The sequence below is a fragment of the Candidatus Viridilinea mediisalina genome (assembly GCF_002532535.1).
Lineage (GTDB): Bacteria > Chloroflexota > Chloroflexia > Chloroflexales > Chloroflexaceae > Viridilinea > Viridilinea mediisalina.
This window is the reverse complement of sequence record NZ_NQWI01000063.1, coordinates 1-15,137: the sequence shown is the minus strand read 5'-3', so window position 1 is coordinate 15,137 and position 15,137 is coordinate 1. Positions and strand designations below refer to the sequence as shown.

General features: G+C 57.9%; 10 protein-coding genes. 8 read left to right on the top strand and 2 right to left on the bottom strand.

Features of this window, described 5'->3' with window-relative positions; all coding sequences use genetic code 11:
* Positions 1-158: 158 nt before the first annotated feature.
* On the top strand, positions 159-3,236 hold the full coding sequence (locus tag CJ255_RS13505; protein WP_097644632.1) for a HEAT repeat domain-containing protein: 3,078 nt from the start codon (positions 159-161) through the stop codon (positions 3,234-3,236).
* A gap of 105 nt (positions 3,237-3,341) precedes the next feature.
* Positions 3,342-4,601 carry an FAD-dependent oxidoreductase gene (locus tag CJ255_RS13500; protein ID WP_097644631.1) on the top strand — a complete coding sequence of 420 codons (1,260 nt, stop codon included), beginning with the start codon at positions 3,342-3,344 and terminating at the stop codon, positions 4,599-4,601.
* 210 nt (positions 4,602-4,811) lie between these two features.
* Here CJ255_RS13500 and CJ255_RS13495 read toward each other — a convergent pair whose 3' ends face one another.
* Together CJ255_RS13495 and CJ255_RS13490 are read right to left on the bottom strand one after the other, a co-directional pair.
* Positions 4,812-6,107 carry an adenylosuccinate synthase gene (locus CJ255_RS13495; protein ID WP_097644630.1) on the bottom strand — a complete coding sequence of 432 codons (1,296 nt, stop codon included), beginning with the start codon at positions 6,105-6,107 and terminating at the stop codon, positions 4,812-4,814.
* A gap of 146 nt (positions 6,108-6,253) precedes the next feature.
* Entirely contained in the window at positions 6,254-7,450 is a 1,197-nt protein-coding gene (locus CJ255_RS13490) for an aspartate aminotransferase family protein (RefSeq protein ID WP_097644629.1), read from the bottom strand.
* Between the two features lie 183 nt (positions 7,451-7,633).
* On the opposite strand from CJ255_RS13490, the gene CJ255_RS13485 reads away from it, so the two are divergent.
* The 6 genes from CJ255_RS13485 to CJ255_RS13460 all read left to right on the top strand — a co-directional run.
* Positions 7,634-8,707 carry an NADH-quinone oxidoreductase subunit D-related protein gene (locus CJ255_RS13485; RefSeq protein ID WP_097644628.1) on the top strand — a complete coding sequence of 358 codons (1,074 nt, stop codon included), beginning with the start codon at positions 7,634-7,636 and terminating at the stop codon, positions 8,705-8,707.
* Positions 8,708-8,866: 159 nt separating this feature from the next.
* A complete protein-coding gene (locus CJ255_RS13480; protein ID WP_097644627.1) occupies positions 8,867-10,573 on the top strand; it encodes a proton-conducting transporter transmembrane domain-containing protein in 1,707 nt (568 codons plus the stop codon).
* A gap of 150 nt (positions 10,574-10,723) precedes the next feature.
* A complete protein-coding gene (locus CJ255_RS13475; RefSeq protein WP_097644626.1) occupies positions 10,724-11,452 on the top strand; it encodes a hypothetical protein in 729 nt (242 codons plus the stop codon).
* 12 nt (positions 11,453-11,464) lie between these two features.
* A complete protein-coding gene (locus CJ255_RS13470) occupies positions 11,465-12,916 on the top strand; it encodes a proton-conducting transporter transmembrane domain-containing protein (protein ID WP_097644625.1) in 1,452 nt (483 codons plus the stop codon).
* 125 nt (positions 12,917-13,041) lie between these two features.
* On the top strand, positions 13,042-13,872 hold the full coding sequence (locus CJ255_RS13465) for a hypothetical protein (protein WP_097644624.1): 831 nt from the start codon (positions 13,042-13,044) through the stop codon (positions 13,870-13,872).
* A gap of 118 nt (positions 13,873-13,990) precedes the next feature.
* The coding region (locus CJ255_RS13460) for an ABC transporter ATP-binding protein (RefSeq protein WP_133117008.1) at positions 13,991-15,137 on the top strand (1,147 nt) is incomplete at its 3' end.

Genomic DNA, 15,137 nt, shown 5'->3' with positions numbered 1-15,137 from the left:
GCTCTGGTTCGACAGGCTCACCAACCGGGCATCGCCGCTCCCACGTTGTGGGAGCGGGGCGAAGGCAACGCTGTTTTTTCGCGTTTCTTTGCGTTCTTTTGCGGCAACGTACATATTTTCTGTCCGCCCATGAACCTTGGAAAGGTGGTGAATGAGCTATGCAAAGCTATGAATCAGAAGGCGCTGGATTGAAGCGCCGGGCGCTTCAACGAGGACGCGGGCAACGGGGGATCGTCAAATGGCTCGCGTTGCCCGTTATGCTGATCCTTGGTGTTGTGCTGTTGTATGGATTTGGATGGGGAAGTTACCACTTTGATCGGCAGACTGACACCAGTTTGAATACTGAGGTCGTTGTGCTGCGCCGTGGCCCGGCATGGTTGGCGTGGGCACCGGGTCTGGGTACGACCGTAATCAATACGGGGGTACGGCTTGATCAGCTTGAGGTACAGGGCCAGCGTGAGCTTGTTGAGCTAAAGCTGGGCGGCATGTGGTGGCAGCAGTCTCCCGGAGGTTATGCGCTCTGGGGTGAACAATTGGTTGAGCGCATGCAACCGCGTAGTCGTATTGACTGGTACTGGAACCTTGGTCAGCACGATCAGGCCCGTCATGAACTGATTGCAGCATTGGCTGATCCAACCCAGCGGCTATGGGCCATCGCTACAGCGCAGGGCATGCTGAGAATCTATCCAGAACAGACGCAACCCGATCTTATTGTTGCCCTTATACCTTTGTTGGCCGATGAGCAGAGCAATGTACGATGGACTACGGCTAGGGCACTGGGCCAAGCAGCAGCCAATGGGTCGGGAGTGGCGGCTGATGCTGTGATCACCGCGCTGCTTCCCTTGCTCCATGATGCGGATTGGTATGTGCGAACAAGGGCGATCCGTGCGCTTATTCAGGCGACATCGCACGACACTGATATGATGTTTACTCACCTGATGCCTATTTTCAATGATCCAGAATCAATGTTGGATATAGATCTTCATGAGGCATTGCATCAGGGTGTGACGAGGGCACCAGGCACAGCGATGCATACTCTGATCACCCTCTTGTCCGATCCGAGTCCCTATGTCTCGTCGGCTGCAAGCGTTATCCTGGCTCATGCAGCGGCAGAATCACCAGAGACCGCAGTACACATGCTGATGCCTCTCCTCACCGATGCAAATTCGACCGTACGTTTGGCAGCAGCCAATGGACTGGGCCAAGCAGCAGCCAATGGGTCAGAGGCGACCATTGCGCTGGTGCTTGGTGCGCTTACACCGCTGTTGAGCGATGCAGAGCCAAGCATGCGCTTGGCAGCAGCCGATGCGCTGGGCTACGCGGCAGCGAACGGCTCGGAGGCGACGATCACGCTGGTGTTAGACACGTTCACGCCGCTGCTGAGCGATGCAGAGCCAAGCGTGCGCTCGGCAGCAGCCGAACTTTTGGGCCACGCGGCGGCGAACGGCTCGGAGGCGACAGCCAATTTGGTACTCGGCACACTTACGCCGCTGCTGAGCGATGCAGAGCCAAGGAGCATGCAGTTGGGGCTAACAAAGGCATTAGGTTACGCAACAACCAACGCGACAGATGCGGCGATTGACGCAGCAGTGGAAGGTTTGCTGCCCCTGCTAACCAATGCAGATCCAAGTGTGCGTGCGGCAGCCATTGATGCGTTGGGCCAAGCAGTGGCCAATGGGTCGGAGGCAACTGTCACAACAGTGATAGGTGCGCTCACGCCCCTGCTGACCGATGCAGATCCAAGTGTGCGTCTGGTAGCCATTGAGGTATTGGGCCAGGCGATGATCAGTGAATCGGAGGTCTTCACGCCTGCGCTTGCTCTTACACGGAGCAATACACAATTGCTTATGATGGAGCAAATTCGGCTTGTGGCGGTGAACCGTTCAGAAGCAACAGCCAATGCGATCATACACGCCCTTAGCGCCCTTCTGGCTGATCCAGATGCAGACGTGCGCTTGCGTACAATCCAGGTGTTGAGTTCTGCGGTAGCCAATGGGTCTGAAGCGGATGTCTCCATGGTGGTAGATGCCCTTGTGCCCCTACTTCTCTTGGACAATACGCACCATGACATGCAGTGGGTTATCTATGTGGCGCTGATTGGAGCAGGATTGAAGGCTCCAGATACGGTTGTGAGTGCCTTGACGCCGCTGCTGACAGAAGCGAGCAGCGATATGCAGTGGCTTGCGGTTCTTGTGCTGAGTCATGTGACGCCCAACAGTTCAGAAGCGGCGGCTGCGGTGGTAGATGCGCTTCTGCCCCTACTTATTGATCAAAAACAGGATCTCAATCCAAATTTTTCCATGCATGTTCTTTTAATTCATGCGCTGGGCCAAGCGGCGGCCAATGGCTCAGAAGCGGTTGCCAGTCGGGTCGTAGACACTCTTACGCCCATGCTCACCAATACGGATGCATTCAATCTTCAGGTGGATGAGGAAACCCTGAGTGCAGCGCTGAGCAATGCGCTCTCCGGCTTTTCAGCAACAACGCTGCTCTCAATGCTTGAAACGAGTCCCCATGAGCGCACATTCATGCGCCCACATGGAGCAAGAGCCCTCTCCATGCAAGCACTACGAGACCCAGCATGGTATACAGCCGATGCCAACGTGCAGAGCCTGCAAGCAGCGCTGCTGCCCCTACGCACCTCAAGCGATCCGCTTGCTCGCTATTGGGCGAGTCGTACTCTGGCACTGCTCGATCTTGTGCTGATTACGCATCATGCAGCCTGGATCGAAGTAACGCCACAGCAACTCACGATCTATGGGCTTGCCGATCAAGAGCACGAACGGATCCACGATATGGAGGGCTGGGCGCAGGGCAGTGCGCTTGAGCAGATCAATGACTATCATGAATGGGCCCAGGGCCAGGCGCAATTTTGGCTTATCGCCACACGTCAGCAACTCGCCCAAGGCCAACTTGGCCCATTCGCCAACCAAGCAGCCGAAGAACAAGCTCTAACCATCACTGCCCTTGCGGCGACTGGTCAAGAATTTGCGACGACGATGGCCCAACATGTCGAAGCTACCCACGCGAGTCTTGCAACCTCGTACCAAAGCGAAGCACCAAGCAGGTTTGCAACTGCAGGGCCAACCCTGACTGCCGTTGCCCTAACCTATCAGCACATGCCAAGTTGGACAGCACCATTGGCAACCCCAACGCCTGAGCCATATGAGTATGACCCATCAATCCCAAGTTGGACTCCAACCCCTGAGCAAGCCTCACCAACTCCAACCCCTTAATACCATTGGTATAATAAGAGGAAATCTATCCGCAACAACACGATAACATGCTCGTAACAGAGCAGCGTGTAAGCGCAAACGAGCGCACTGCAACAGGGTTAGGCTATGCGTACTATCGTAATCATTGGTGGTGGCCCAGCGGGCCTTGAGGCAGCCCGGGCGGCAGCGCCCTATGCCTCGGTAACGCTGGTAAGTAATAGTCCGCCGGGAATGTGGCGTCCGTTACCGGGGCGGATCTGGTTAACCGCAGTGGCAGGTGGTGAACGCGATCTGGAAGTGATTAAGGCGCGGGTAGAGCATGCCTGTACGACGTGGCAGGAACGCACGGCTGCTGAGTTGGTGGCGCTTGATGTGCATACCCGTAGTGGCCGGGCGCGGGTGGTGGGGACGACTGTCTGCATTGAGCCACTTGATGGTGCGCCTGAAGAGCGCATTGAGGCTGATGCGGTGATTATTGCCGGTGGTGCCCAAGAACTCTACCCCGATGGGCTGAGTGCCGATGGGGTACAGGTGTTGAATGATGCTCAATTGGGTGCATTGAGCAGCATCCCCGCCGATGTGCTTGTGGTTGGCGATGGTTCGATAGGCTTTGAGTTGTGCCATATCCTTAGCCTCTTGGGTAGCGAAGTAACCTGGTTGGTGCCCGAAGATGCCCCGCGCAGCTTTGTGGCCCCGCCGGTGGATGGCTACCTGACGCGCATGTTGGAACGCCAAGGGGTGCGCGTGGTGCCTCGCGCCAGCGTGCGACGCCTCAATGCCGATGGCGAAGCGGTGCATGTCGTAACCGCCGAGGGGGCGCGCTATGGCGCAGCAGTCGCGCTGCTGGCACGGGCACGACGCACCGATCCAACCTCGTTTGGCCTGAGTAGCGACCAAGTCGCCACCGATATTTATGGCCAAACCAAGCAGCGGGGGGTCTACTTGGTGGGCGATGCGCTCAACCCGCGTACCACGAGTGTCGCTATGGCTCAAGGGCGGGCGGCGGCACTCCATGCGCTGGGGCGCTCTAGTGGCCCTGCCGAGACAACCGACATTGTGGTGACCTTCATGAGGAATCCCCAAGTAGCCCGTTTGGGCCATATTCCTACTGAGGGTTCACGCAACAGTGTGACCGTCTCGCTCACTGAAAGTCTTGCGGCGTATGTGGACAACACCCTCGAAGGCTTTCTCAACCTCGCATGGGATCAGACGGGCCGTGTGGTTGGGGCTTTAGCAGTAGCCCCTCATGCGGCGACCCTGCTCGCGCCCTTGGCGTTAGCGATGCGGATGCATTTGCGCCTTGAGGATCTCGCCGATGGCTATGGGCCGCATCCGATCCTCAGCGAGTTGGTGGCCCAAGCGGCCCGCAAGGCGTTGGTGGAATGAGGAAACAGGAAACAGGAAATAGGATACAGGATATAGGATACAGGATACAGGATACAGGATACAGGATACAGGATACAGGATATAGGATATAGGATACAGGATACAGGATACAGGATACAGGATACAGGATACAGGATATAGGATATAGGATACAGGATATAGGGTTGAGTTGAGTAGCGCCGCCCCGGCGGGGCGGCGCTACCGGCTCGTTCAAAAGATCTCACTTACCAAAATAGTCTGCTCACGCTCAGGGCCAATCGAGACGATGCCGAGGCGAGCGCCAACGAGTTGGCAGAGACGGGCAACATAGGTTTGGGCGCGTTCGGGCAGGTCTTGGAAGCGACGGGCACTGCTGGTCGGACTCATCCAGCCCGGCAGTTCTTCGTAGATGGGTTCCACTTGATCGAGGACAGCGATAGTGGCGGGGGGATGTTCCAGTTCCGCATCGTGTAGGCGGTAGCCAACGCAGATCTTGATCTTGGGCATGGTGTCGAGTACATCAAGCTTCGTAATCGCCAGTGTGTCAATCCCATTGATCTGGACGGCGTAGCGAGCCATGACGGCATCGAACCAACCAACACGCCGGAGTCGTCCGGTGGTGGTGCCAACTTCGGCCCATGCGGTGCCAATCTGGCGCAGAATATCGGCCTCAGCGCCTTCGGGCAGTTCGGTGGGGAAGGGGCCTTCGCCCACGCGGGTAGTGTAGGCTTTGAAGACCCCGATGACCGAATTGAGCATGGTGGGCGCGATGCCCGAACCCTGACAGGCACCGGCTGCCCCAGGGGGCGAGGAGGTAACATAGGGGTAGGTGCCGTGGTCTACATCAAGCAGTACCCCTTGGGCACCCTCAAGCAAGATCGGGATGTCCTTATCAATCGCACGATAGATGATCGGATGAACATTGGTAATCTGCTCGGCCAGTTGGTGACCAAGATCGAGGTAGCGCAGATAGGTGTCGTGCAGCGAAAGCGGGCGGGCATTGTAGAGGCGGGTGAGAATACGGTTCTTCTCTTCAAGCACACCGCGCAAGCGATTGAGCAATGTCTCTTCGTGGAGCAGATCGCCCATACGGATACCAGAGCGGCTCATTTTGTCGGCATAGGCTGGCCCAATCCCACGCCCGGTGGTGCCGATCTTATCTTCGCCACGCGCATCCTCTTGGAGCTGATCGAGCATCACATGGTAGGGCATAATCACATGGGCGCGGTCGCTCACAAAGAGTTTCGAAATGTCAATCCCGCGTTCTTGCAGTTCTTTAAGCTCCTGAATAAGCACTTCAGGGTTGATCACAACCCCGGGGCCAATCACATTGACCGTTGCGTTATCGAAGATACCGGAAGGTACCAGGTGGAGCTTGAAGGTACCGAGGTGGTTTACCACCGTATGGCCTGCGTTATTCCCGCCGCCATAGCGTACCACGAGGCGTGCATGGTTGGCTAAGAGATCAACCAAATGGCCTTTACCCTCATCGCCCCACTGGGCACCGATTAGTGCGACAACCGCCATGGCTTAGGTCCTTTCATCAAAAAGGGAAGGGTTCAGAAGCTACCTGAAAAGCCAGGAGGCACACGCTGGAGTGCCGGCTTTAGCCGGCTGAAGCCGGCACTCCAACACCAACCCATAGACTTTTCAGACAGCCTCTCAGCATTAACCTACAACACTTCGCGTAGCGTATCGATCAATTCATCCACATGGCGTGGCTGAATGATGAGCGGGGGCAGCAGACGCACGACATCTTCACCCGACGTGGCGACGAGCAGGCCGCGTTCAAAGGCTGCCTTACTCAAGGCAGCAGCCGACCCGTCAATCTGGAGGCCGCGCATGAGGCCACGGCCACGCAACGCTTTGATCTGCGGTGCGTGTGCGGCCTGCAGATCACGCAAGGCTTCATCGAGATACCCAGCGACAGAGCGTACATGTTCAAGGAAAGCGGGTGTACTGATGCGGCGCAGCACCGTTGCGCCCACCGCCGTCACCAACGGATTGCCGCCAAAGGTCGTACCGTGATCGCCCACCTGGATGCAATCAGCAACCGCTTGGCTCATCAGCACGGCCCCGATTGGCAAGCCAGCGGCCAATGGTTTAGCGACGGTCATAATGTCGGGACGAACCCCAGTGGCTTCATGGGCCCAGAGCGTCCCGGTGCGTCCCATGCCGCACTGGATCTCATCGAAGATCAAGAGGGCACCGTGCTGGTCGCAGAGGCTACGGGCCGCTTCGAGGAACCTCGGTTCGGCCACCCGCAGCCCCCCTTCACCCTGGATGGGTTCAAGGATCACGGCACAGACATCAGCATCCATTGTGGCCTCAAGCGAAGCCACATCATTGAAATTGGCAAAGCGCACACCGGGCATAACGGGCATAAAGGGTTCACGGTACTTTTCGCGGGCGGTGACGGCCAACGCGCCCATGGTGCGCCCGTGGAACGCGCCATCGAAGGCGACGAAGGTGGTTTTGCCTTCACCTGCGTGGGCGCGGGCATAGCGGCGGGCAAACTTGAGCGCCGCCTCAACCACCTCAGCACCACTATTGGCAAAGAAGACCTTGGCGAAGCTAGGGCTATGTTCGATCAAGCGGCGTGCCAGCGTACTGGCATGGGCATTGTGGTATAAATTAGAGATATGAATGAGCTGTGCCGCCTGTTCCGCGATCACCTGAGTAAGTTCAGGATCGCCATAGCCCAAAGCATTCACTGCGATACCACTGGCATAATCGAGGTAGCAACGCCCCTCGGTATCAAAGAGATAGACCCCCTCGCCGCGCTCCATCACGCGCTCGGGCTTGGCATAGGTGGGCAGAATATAGCTCTGCGCCGCTTGGATCGCGTCGTTGGTCAACTGCTCGGGCATCGCATCCGCTCCTTCATACTCTGCTTTGTTCTGTGATGGGATGCGGGAACCAGGTTCCCGCGTACACCCTTACGAAATTATAACACTTCAACGCAGGAGCGTTTATCATAGGCATAAAGTGGTATAATGGCCCTCCGAGGCCGCCATGGGGCGGTAGATTAAGGGAGCTTGGCTGTGACCTACATGTTAGCCCTCAAGCCAAAGGCCCCCGCGCTCACGCGCACGCAGCGGATGGTGCTGCGGGTTGATGGTGAGCAGATCGCTGATGTGGAATATCGCCCCGACAGGGCTGATCCTGGCCCCTTTGCCCAAGTTGGGCGTATGGGGGCCGAGCGACTGGTGGCGACGGCGGCGGGCTTCTGTCCTAGCTGTGGTGTGGCCCACGCCCTGGCCTTCTGTCAGGCGGTCGAGTCCTTGGCTGGAGTGGAGATTCCAGAGCGTGCGGCGGTTCTGCGGGTGCTTGTGGCTGAATTGGAGCGTGCGGCTTCCCATCTGACGACGGTGGGGGCGCTGTTTGATGCGCTCGGTATGCCAGAGCCGAGTCGCATTTTTGCCCATCATAGCCAGACGTTGCGTGAGGCGCTGCACAATCTGGCGGGCAAACCGGCAGGGGCATGGCTGCTGCCTGGGGGCATCAACCACGATGTGGCTCTGACTGCCCTTGATGTTCCGGCAACATTAGCACGCCAAACCTTGACGGCGCTCTTTAAGTTGACTGATCGCCTGATTGGTGGGCGTGGTTTACTGGCGCGTACAGTTGAAGTGGGCGGCATCACGACCAGTGCTGCCGAGCAATTTATGCTGGCCGGGCCATTGGGCCGGGCCGCTGGGCTACGGGCTGATCTGCGCTTGGATGCATCCTATGCGGCCTATAAGCGTTTACCTCCTGAGCTTGTTGTCCAAGAGGGTGGCGATGTCTATGCGCGCATGCTCGTGTTGATGCTTGAAGCACTCGAAAGCCTCAAGTTGGTCGAAGAGGCAGCAAACGATCCGCCTAGTGGTGCGGTCTCCTGCCCGTTGCCAACCAAGCTACCAGGGGGCATCGGGATGAGTGCGGTCGAAGCGCCGCGCGGCCCGCTACGCTACCGGGTGGAAGCCAGCGATGGGCGGATTAGTGCGGTGACGGTGCAACTAGCCCCGCAACTCGACCGGCTGCTCGCGCGGACACTGCTTACCACGAGCTATGTGGACGACGCGGCGCTGATTCTCCTCTCGACCGATCCGTGTGATGCGTGCTTGGGGGCGGTGCATGAGTGAATGTGCTTATTACCATATCCTAAGAATCTGTCTGAAAAGGGGCTTCATGTCGTTGCATGCGTTGGAGTGCCGGCTTTAGCCGGCTAAAGCCGGCACTCCAACGCCAACCCATAGACTTTTCAGACAGCCTCTAAATAAAGCAACAAACTATACAACCATATGCTATATCCCGCGCTAATCGTATTACTTGCTGCTGCTGCGCTCTGTTTTGCGCTGGGCCAATTTGTGGCGACGCGCATGCTTGGTTTGGGCGCGGCGCTGGCCACCCTGGTGGCGGCGGGTCTGAGCGGCATGGTTGGTGAATCTGCGCCTGAACGCACGATCCTAGAGTTGTACCAACTCAGCTTGCATCTGACGCCCCAGTTGGCCGAGGGTGAGCGCATGATTGCATTGGGCTTGTTGGGCGCAGGTGGTGCCGCCCTGCTGGCCTTAGCCGGAGCGCTGGCCCCGGCTGTGCGTGGCTTTGGCTCGCTCTTTGCGTGGGCCTTGCTGACGTTGGCGGCTGCGTTGTTGAGCCTGGGAGCCCCACCGCTCTCGTTGGCCCAACCTCTGGCATGGGCGCTGCTTGCCTTGGCTGGCTATGGGGCGTTGCGCGCTAGTGGGGCCACCAAAACGCAAGAGACGCCACCACTCGGCTTGGCCGCTGGTCTGCTGGCGAGTGCGTTGCTTGCCGGTGGACTGTTGGCCAGTAGCACGCTGGTGGAGGCGGATACGTTACCACTGGGTCTCTTTACCTTGCTTGGCTTTGGGGCGGCGTTGCTCTTGGCTGGCGGGCCGCCTCTGGCGATTGTGCGGAGCGAGGTGGCCCAAGCACCGGCAGCACTGGGGGCGCTGATCTATGGTGTGGCCGCCCCAACCGCAGCCCTGGCTTGGCTGCTCCGCAGTGTCGCACTCCTGCCCGAACTGCCCGCCACTTGGGCAACAGCCCTGGGGCTGATTGGTAGCCTTGGCGTTTTGGCTTGTGGCGCTGCCGCCCTTGCGACGCATCAGTTGCGCGTGCTGCTGAGTTGGGTGAGTGCCGGCCATGTTGCGGCAGTGGTGGCTACGCTTGGGCTCAGTGGCACTGAAGCCCTGCTGGCCGGGCCGGGGCTGCTACTCAGCATGCTGCTTGCCGTGATCGTTGCTGCGGTTGCGGTGGCACGCTTTGAGCAGACGACAGGCAGTGATAGTTATACAACCGGCACTGGCGGGGGCCATCCCTTCACTGGGGCGCTCTGGGCTTTGGGGGCCTTGGCCCTCCTTGGCCTTCCGCCCTTCTGGGGCTTCTGGCCGCGCCTCTGGCTTGTGCAGAGTGGCAGCCTTGAGCAGCCTTGGATCCTGGCGCCCATGCTGGCGGGCCTTGTGCTGACAAGTTTGGCCCTCTTGGCCCCACTCGGACGTTTGTGGGCGACGAACCAACCGCATGAAAGTGGCCCAAGTTGGGCCGAAGCGGGTGCCGCACTGTTGGTGGCCGTACCACTCGTGGTACTCGGCATGAGGCCGAGTCTCGCGTGGGACTATTGGCTTCAGTATGGCAGCGCTGCTCCCTCAGACCTGCCACTTGACGCTGGCCTCTATGCTAACGTGCTACTCGCGAGTGCTACGCTCTTCAGCATAAGTTTTGCCCTGCTCCGCGCCCAACCTGAGCGCAAGCTCAACCTCGACCCCGATGAACAGGCGGTCGCCTTGAGTCCGGCTGCCCTGGGCACCGCGCTGTACCCATTGGCCCGCCTTGGCGACCTTGAGCCTCTGCTGCGCCGCCTCTGGGAGGGCATCACCCGCGCCAGTGAGTTGCTCCGCTTTGTGATGGGGCTCTTTGAGCAGCGTTACTATCTGCTGGGAGTACTCGGTGCGTTGATTACGATTATGTTGCTGATGGCTCAGTAGGTTGGGGCTGCGCCCCAAACCGCTTTATTTTTCTTCCGTGTGGGCGGCGCAGCCGCCCACACGAAAGAAACAGGTTCTTTGGGGCGGCTTCGCCGCACCCGAACCCCTAGCACGAGGCGCAACGAATATGCAGCGCATCAAGGATTCCTTATGGAAATGAATTGGTTCTTGCTTGGAATTGGTATTACCGCAGCGGTGATTCTGCTCTTCCGCGATTGGCGTGTGACGGTGTTGGCGCTGCTGGTAAACTATATGTCCATTGCTCTGTTTTTGGCTGAACAGCAGTTTATTACGCCTGACCTGGATCTCTTTGGCTTGGCGTTGAGTACCCTCGTGGTTATGCAGGTGATCACTGGCTTTGCGGTGACCCTGATTTTGGCGATTACGGCTTTGACCTTTTCGCGTGAGTATGGCCTTGAGAGCCTGGATGAATTTGGTCTGTCTGAGTTGCGCCGGGCTGCACGAGCAGCACAGCGCCAGCAGGCGACCCAGCCGTTCCAGTGGGGTGACTATGTGTTGCCCTTTTGGTCGGGTGTGCTGGCGCTCATGGCTAGCTTGACGCTACCGCAACTCTATCCAATTGCCCCTTCAGTGGCCAGTGATTTTGCTTGGTATTGGCTTGGCCTGACCGGATTGCTGACGATTGCGACGGCGAGTGATCTGCTCAAGGTGGGGTTGGGCTTGTTGCTCTGCGCGAGTGCGATTAATCTCATTTATACTGCTGTGGTGAGCATGCCCACTGCAAGTGGCCTCAATGTGATGCCGCTTGGGATGCTGAGTGTGTTTAATATCTTCTTGGCGCTGGCTATTGCCTATCTGAGTGGTCTGCTCTATGGGCGTTTGAAGACGCTTGAGTTGGGTGAGTTGTATCGGCGCTAAGGTTTCATTTATATGCTTTACCTCTTGTTGATCTTCTTTCCAATCACGATGGCTGCCAGTACTTTTGTGCTGCGACGCTATACGAACCTTGTGCTTGCTGGCGCATTGGGAACGATGGTTACCCAGTTGCTGATTGCCATCCAGATCCCGCTTGATGACCCCACGCGCCTGTTGGGGGTCACGTTGATGCTTTCGACGCTGAATCAGGTCTTTTTGCTGATCTTTTTGGCCCTTGGGGCTTTTGCCTTTGTGGCTGCTTGGAATATACCCCACGGTGAGAACTTTGTGCCGATTGCGCTGCTCACCTTGGGCCAAACATGTGCCGTTTTGTTGCTGCAAGACCCTTTTATTACCACGTTGCTGCTGGCGCTCACCAGTTTGACCGCAGTTCTGGCGATTGTGGATTTGCCGGTAGGGGCGAGTAATCTGGTGAGTGCGCGGGCAATTGCTGCTGCGCTGAAATATCTTATTTTGATGGTTGTGGCAGCAATGTTGATGTATATTGCTTTTGTATTGAGTGATATTTTTCGTCCGGGTGAAATATTTGATGTTGTTTCACCGGCGCGCTTTATTTTGGCGCTGCTCACGGTCAGCTTTGGGCTACGTTTGGCGATTGTGCCCTTCCATACGTGGCTGACTGACCTGGTGGATTATGCCGAGCCGCTTGTGGCGGCGTTGATCATTACGTTGTTGAATACGACGAGCCTAGTTGTCTTGATTCTGGTCTTTCAGAGTTTTCCCACCCTGCTCTTCGAGAGCGTTGAGGTGCTTTGGCTGATGCGAGTAGGTGCCCTAGTGAGCGTCCTGGTGAGTGGGATGTTGGCGATTGCCCCCGCAAGCCTGCGGCGCACCGTGGCCTACCTGGTACTCTACAATTGTGGCATGGTCTTTTATGGTCTCATGTCACTCTCGCCGGTTGGCTTGAGCGGGGCAATCTTTGGGGCTTTGAACCAGACCTTAGCGGTGATGCTGCTCTTCATTAGTTTGGCCCTGCTTGAGCGCCCCGACGGTCGTTCGCCGGGGGTGGTGCGGCGCGACCTGCTGCGCCGCTGGCCGGTGGCTGGCGCGGGGTTGCTGGTTAGTAGCCTTGCGCTGCTGGGCTTACCACCGCTCAATGGGGCTTTGAGCCATATGCTGATCTACCAGGCTGCCGCTGATCATGGCTGGCTTGAGTTGCTGATCCTGGTGCTTGGTACGGTGCTGGCTGGCTTAGGGCTGGCCCGTATGGCCAGCGAACGGCTGCTAGGGCCAAGTGAAGAGCTTGAGGTGGCCGAGCCGCTTATGCTCGGTGAGACCGAGTTGGATCGTCCTGCGGCACGTAAGCTTGCCCCGGAACCGCGTAGCACAGCGGTGTTGACAATCATGCTGCTGGTACTCTGCTTGGGCATTGGGCTCTATCCGCAGCCGATTTTGGCGACGATTGATCAGGCGATCCAAAATCTGGCGTTTATTCGGGTGTTGTAATTCCATTTTCGATTGCAGATTGTAGATTGCCGATTGCCGATTGCCGAACATGGCGTTCCAATGGGCTCTCGCGTCCTTGATTCAGCGGCATGTTCAAGGGTAATTGGTATCACCACGTCATAACAATGAATGATCTTCTCTTTACGTTATTTGCAGCGTTGGTCTATCCAGGGCTGTTTACCGCCTTGATGATTGGGGCGCTCTATCGTTTCTTGTTGCGGCGCCATGTGGGGTTGTTGCCGCCAACAGGAACATTGCGCTCACGCGAGGGCTTGGCAAGCACATTGGGGGTGGGGTTCGCGGGTGTTGCGTTGGCACTCTTGCCGTGGCCTTTCCACCCGACCGAGGCCAGTTTGGCCTGGCTTTGGGCTTGGGCCGCCTTTGAATTGGCCTTTCTGCTGCCCTTGCTGCCCGCTATGCTGGCAGGGACGCCAGTGGTGGCGCGGGCGGCATTGCGCGAAGCCCAATTGGGCACCCTCGCCCGCGCCCTGCTCTGGGCGGCCCTCGTGCCCGCTTTGGTCTTGCATAACCAATGGGCGGGTAGCGCACTGGTTGCCCACCTGTTGAGCCTCGTGGCTGCCCTGGCCGCTTTTCCGCTGGCCATTGGCTGGGGGCCGTTTAGCCACGAAGAGTCGGTTACCCCCGCAGGCAGTGCTGCTGGCCTGAGTGATGCGACGCAACAGCTTGATGCCTGGGGGCGCGATGTGCGCGCCGGGACGCTCTTGATGGCCCTGCTGGTAGCAACCTTGCCGCTGGGAGCCCTACCACCACTGGTTGGCTTGGCCCTACTGCTGGTTGGTCTCATCCTGACTGCGCTGCTGCTGCGTGAATTCGCCGGTCGTAGCCCACGCATGAACTTACCCAGCGCCCTGCGCTTCGGCCTGCTGGTGCCACTGCCCCTCAGCCTGGGGGCCAATCTTGCCCTTCTACTGCTGAATGTTGCATATCAGCAATAACGCTAACACTGATTGGAATACCCATGTTCGGCAATCTACAATCTACAATCTACAATCTACAATCTGCAATCTACAATCTGCAATCTACAATCTACAATCTGCAATCTGAAATGATATAATGATCGAGATCAACGATCTACACCAAAGCTATGGTGATGATCCTGTGCTTCAAGGGGTCAATCTGCATGTGGCTGCTGGCGCAAGCTATGGTCTGCTTGGGCCAAATGGTGCGGGCAAGTCCACCCTGCTGCACCTGATGCTCGGGTTTTTGCGGCCCAAGCGGGGTACGATTCGGCTGTTGGGTAGCAGCAATCTGGAGCAGGTGCGCCAGTCGGTGGGTTATATTCCCGAACGTCAACGCTACCACACCCACTATACCGCCCGCGAATATTTGCGCTTCTTGGGGGCTTTTAGTGGCCTGCACGGAGGCGAGTTGCATGATCGGGTTGACCACGAGTTGCTCACAGCGGGCCTGGCTGATGTGGCCAATCGGCGCTTGGGAACCTTCTCCAAGGGGATGTTGCAGCGCTTTGGGGTCGCCCAGGCACTCTTAGGCGATCCAGACCTCTTGTTGATTGATGAGCCGACGAGTGGCCTCGATCCGAGTGGTCGCCGTGCGCTGCTCGATCTGCTCAAGCAGGTGCGTAAGCGTGGCCACACCATTCTGCTCTGCACCCACCATTTGTACGAAGTAGAATATATCTGCGACCGCGTCGGTGTACTGGTTGGTGGACGCATCACCGCTGAGGCTGAAGTGCAGACGTTGCGCGGCGTGGCTACGAGTCTCTCGATTCAGACGACGACGATGCCTGAGCAGCTTCAGAAGCAGCTTACCGCACTCGGGCCACAGATTACCTATGACAGCGAGAGTATCCTGATTGGTGCAAACAGTCCTGAGTTGCAGGCAACCGTCATGCGTACCCTCTTGGAGGCGAATATCCTGATTGTGCAACTCGAGCCGCTCGAACGCCCGTTGGCACGCTTCTACCACCAAGCGGTACAAGGGCTCACCCCAGCGGCTGCCGCCGCAGCACCAAAGCCTCTAGCCGTTCCCTACATCCCGCCAGTGCCATGGACAAACCCCCATCCTGTTTCAGCACAGCCTCAATCTGAACGGGGCACGGGCGATACCTTGCTCAATCAATTATTGGGGCGGGAGGAGGGAGGAGCGGAGGGAGAGAAGAACCAAGGAACAGAAGAACAGAGGAACGGAGGAACAGAAGAACAGAGGAACGGAGGAACAGAAGAACAGAGGAACGGAGGAA

Coding starts and splice junctions, on each gene's coding strand:
- CJ255_RS13505 (WP_097644632.1), top strand. CDS start 159: ATGCAAAGCTATGAATCAGAAGGCGCTGGATTGAAGCGCCGGGCGCTT.
- CJ255_RS13500 (WP_097644631.1), top strand. CDS start 3,342: ATGCGTACTATCGTAATCATTGGTGGTGGCCCAGCGGGCCTTGAGGCA.
- CJ255_RS13495 (WP_097644630.1), bottom strand. CDS start 6,107: ATGGCGGTTGTCGCACTAATCGGTGCCCAGTGGGGCGATGAGGGTAAA.
- CJ255_RS13490 (WP_097644629.1), bottom strand. CDS start 7,450: ATGCCCGAGCAGTTGACCAACGACGCGATCCAAGCGGCGCAGAGCTAT.
- CJ255_RS13485 (WP_097644628.1), top strand. CDS start 7,634: ATGTTAGCCCTCAAGCCAAAGGCCCCCGCGCTCACGCGCACGCAGCGG.
- CJ255_RS13480 (WP_097644627.1), top strand. CDS start 8,867: ATGCTATATCCCGCGCTAATCGTATTACTTGCTGCTGCTGCGCTCTGT.
- CJ255_RS13475 (WP_097644626.1), top strand. CDS start 10,724: ATGGAAATGAATTGGTTCTTGCTTGGAATTGGTATTACCGCAGCGGTG.
- CJ255_RS13470 (WP_097644625.1), top strand. CDS start 11,465: ATGCTTTACCTCTTGTTGATCTTCTTTCCAATCACGATGGCTGCCAGT.
- CJ255_RS13465 (WP_097644624.1), top strand. CDS start 13,042: ATGAATGATCTTCTCTTTACGTTATTTGCAGCGTTGGTCTATCCAGGG.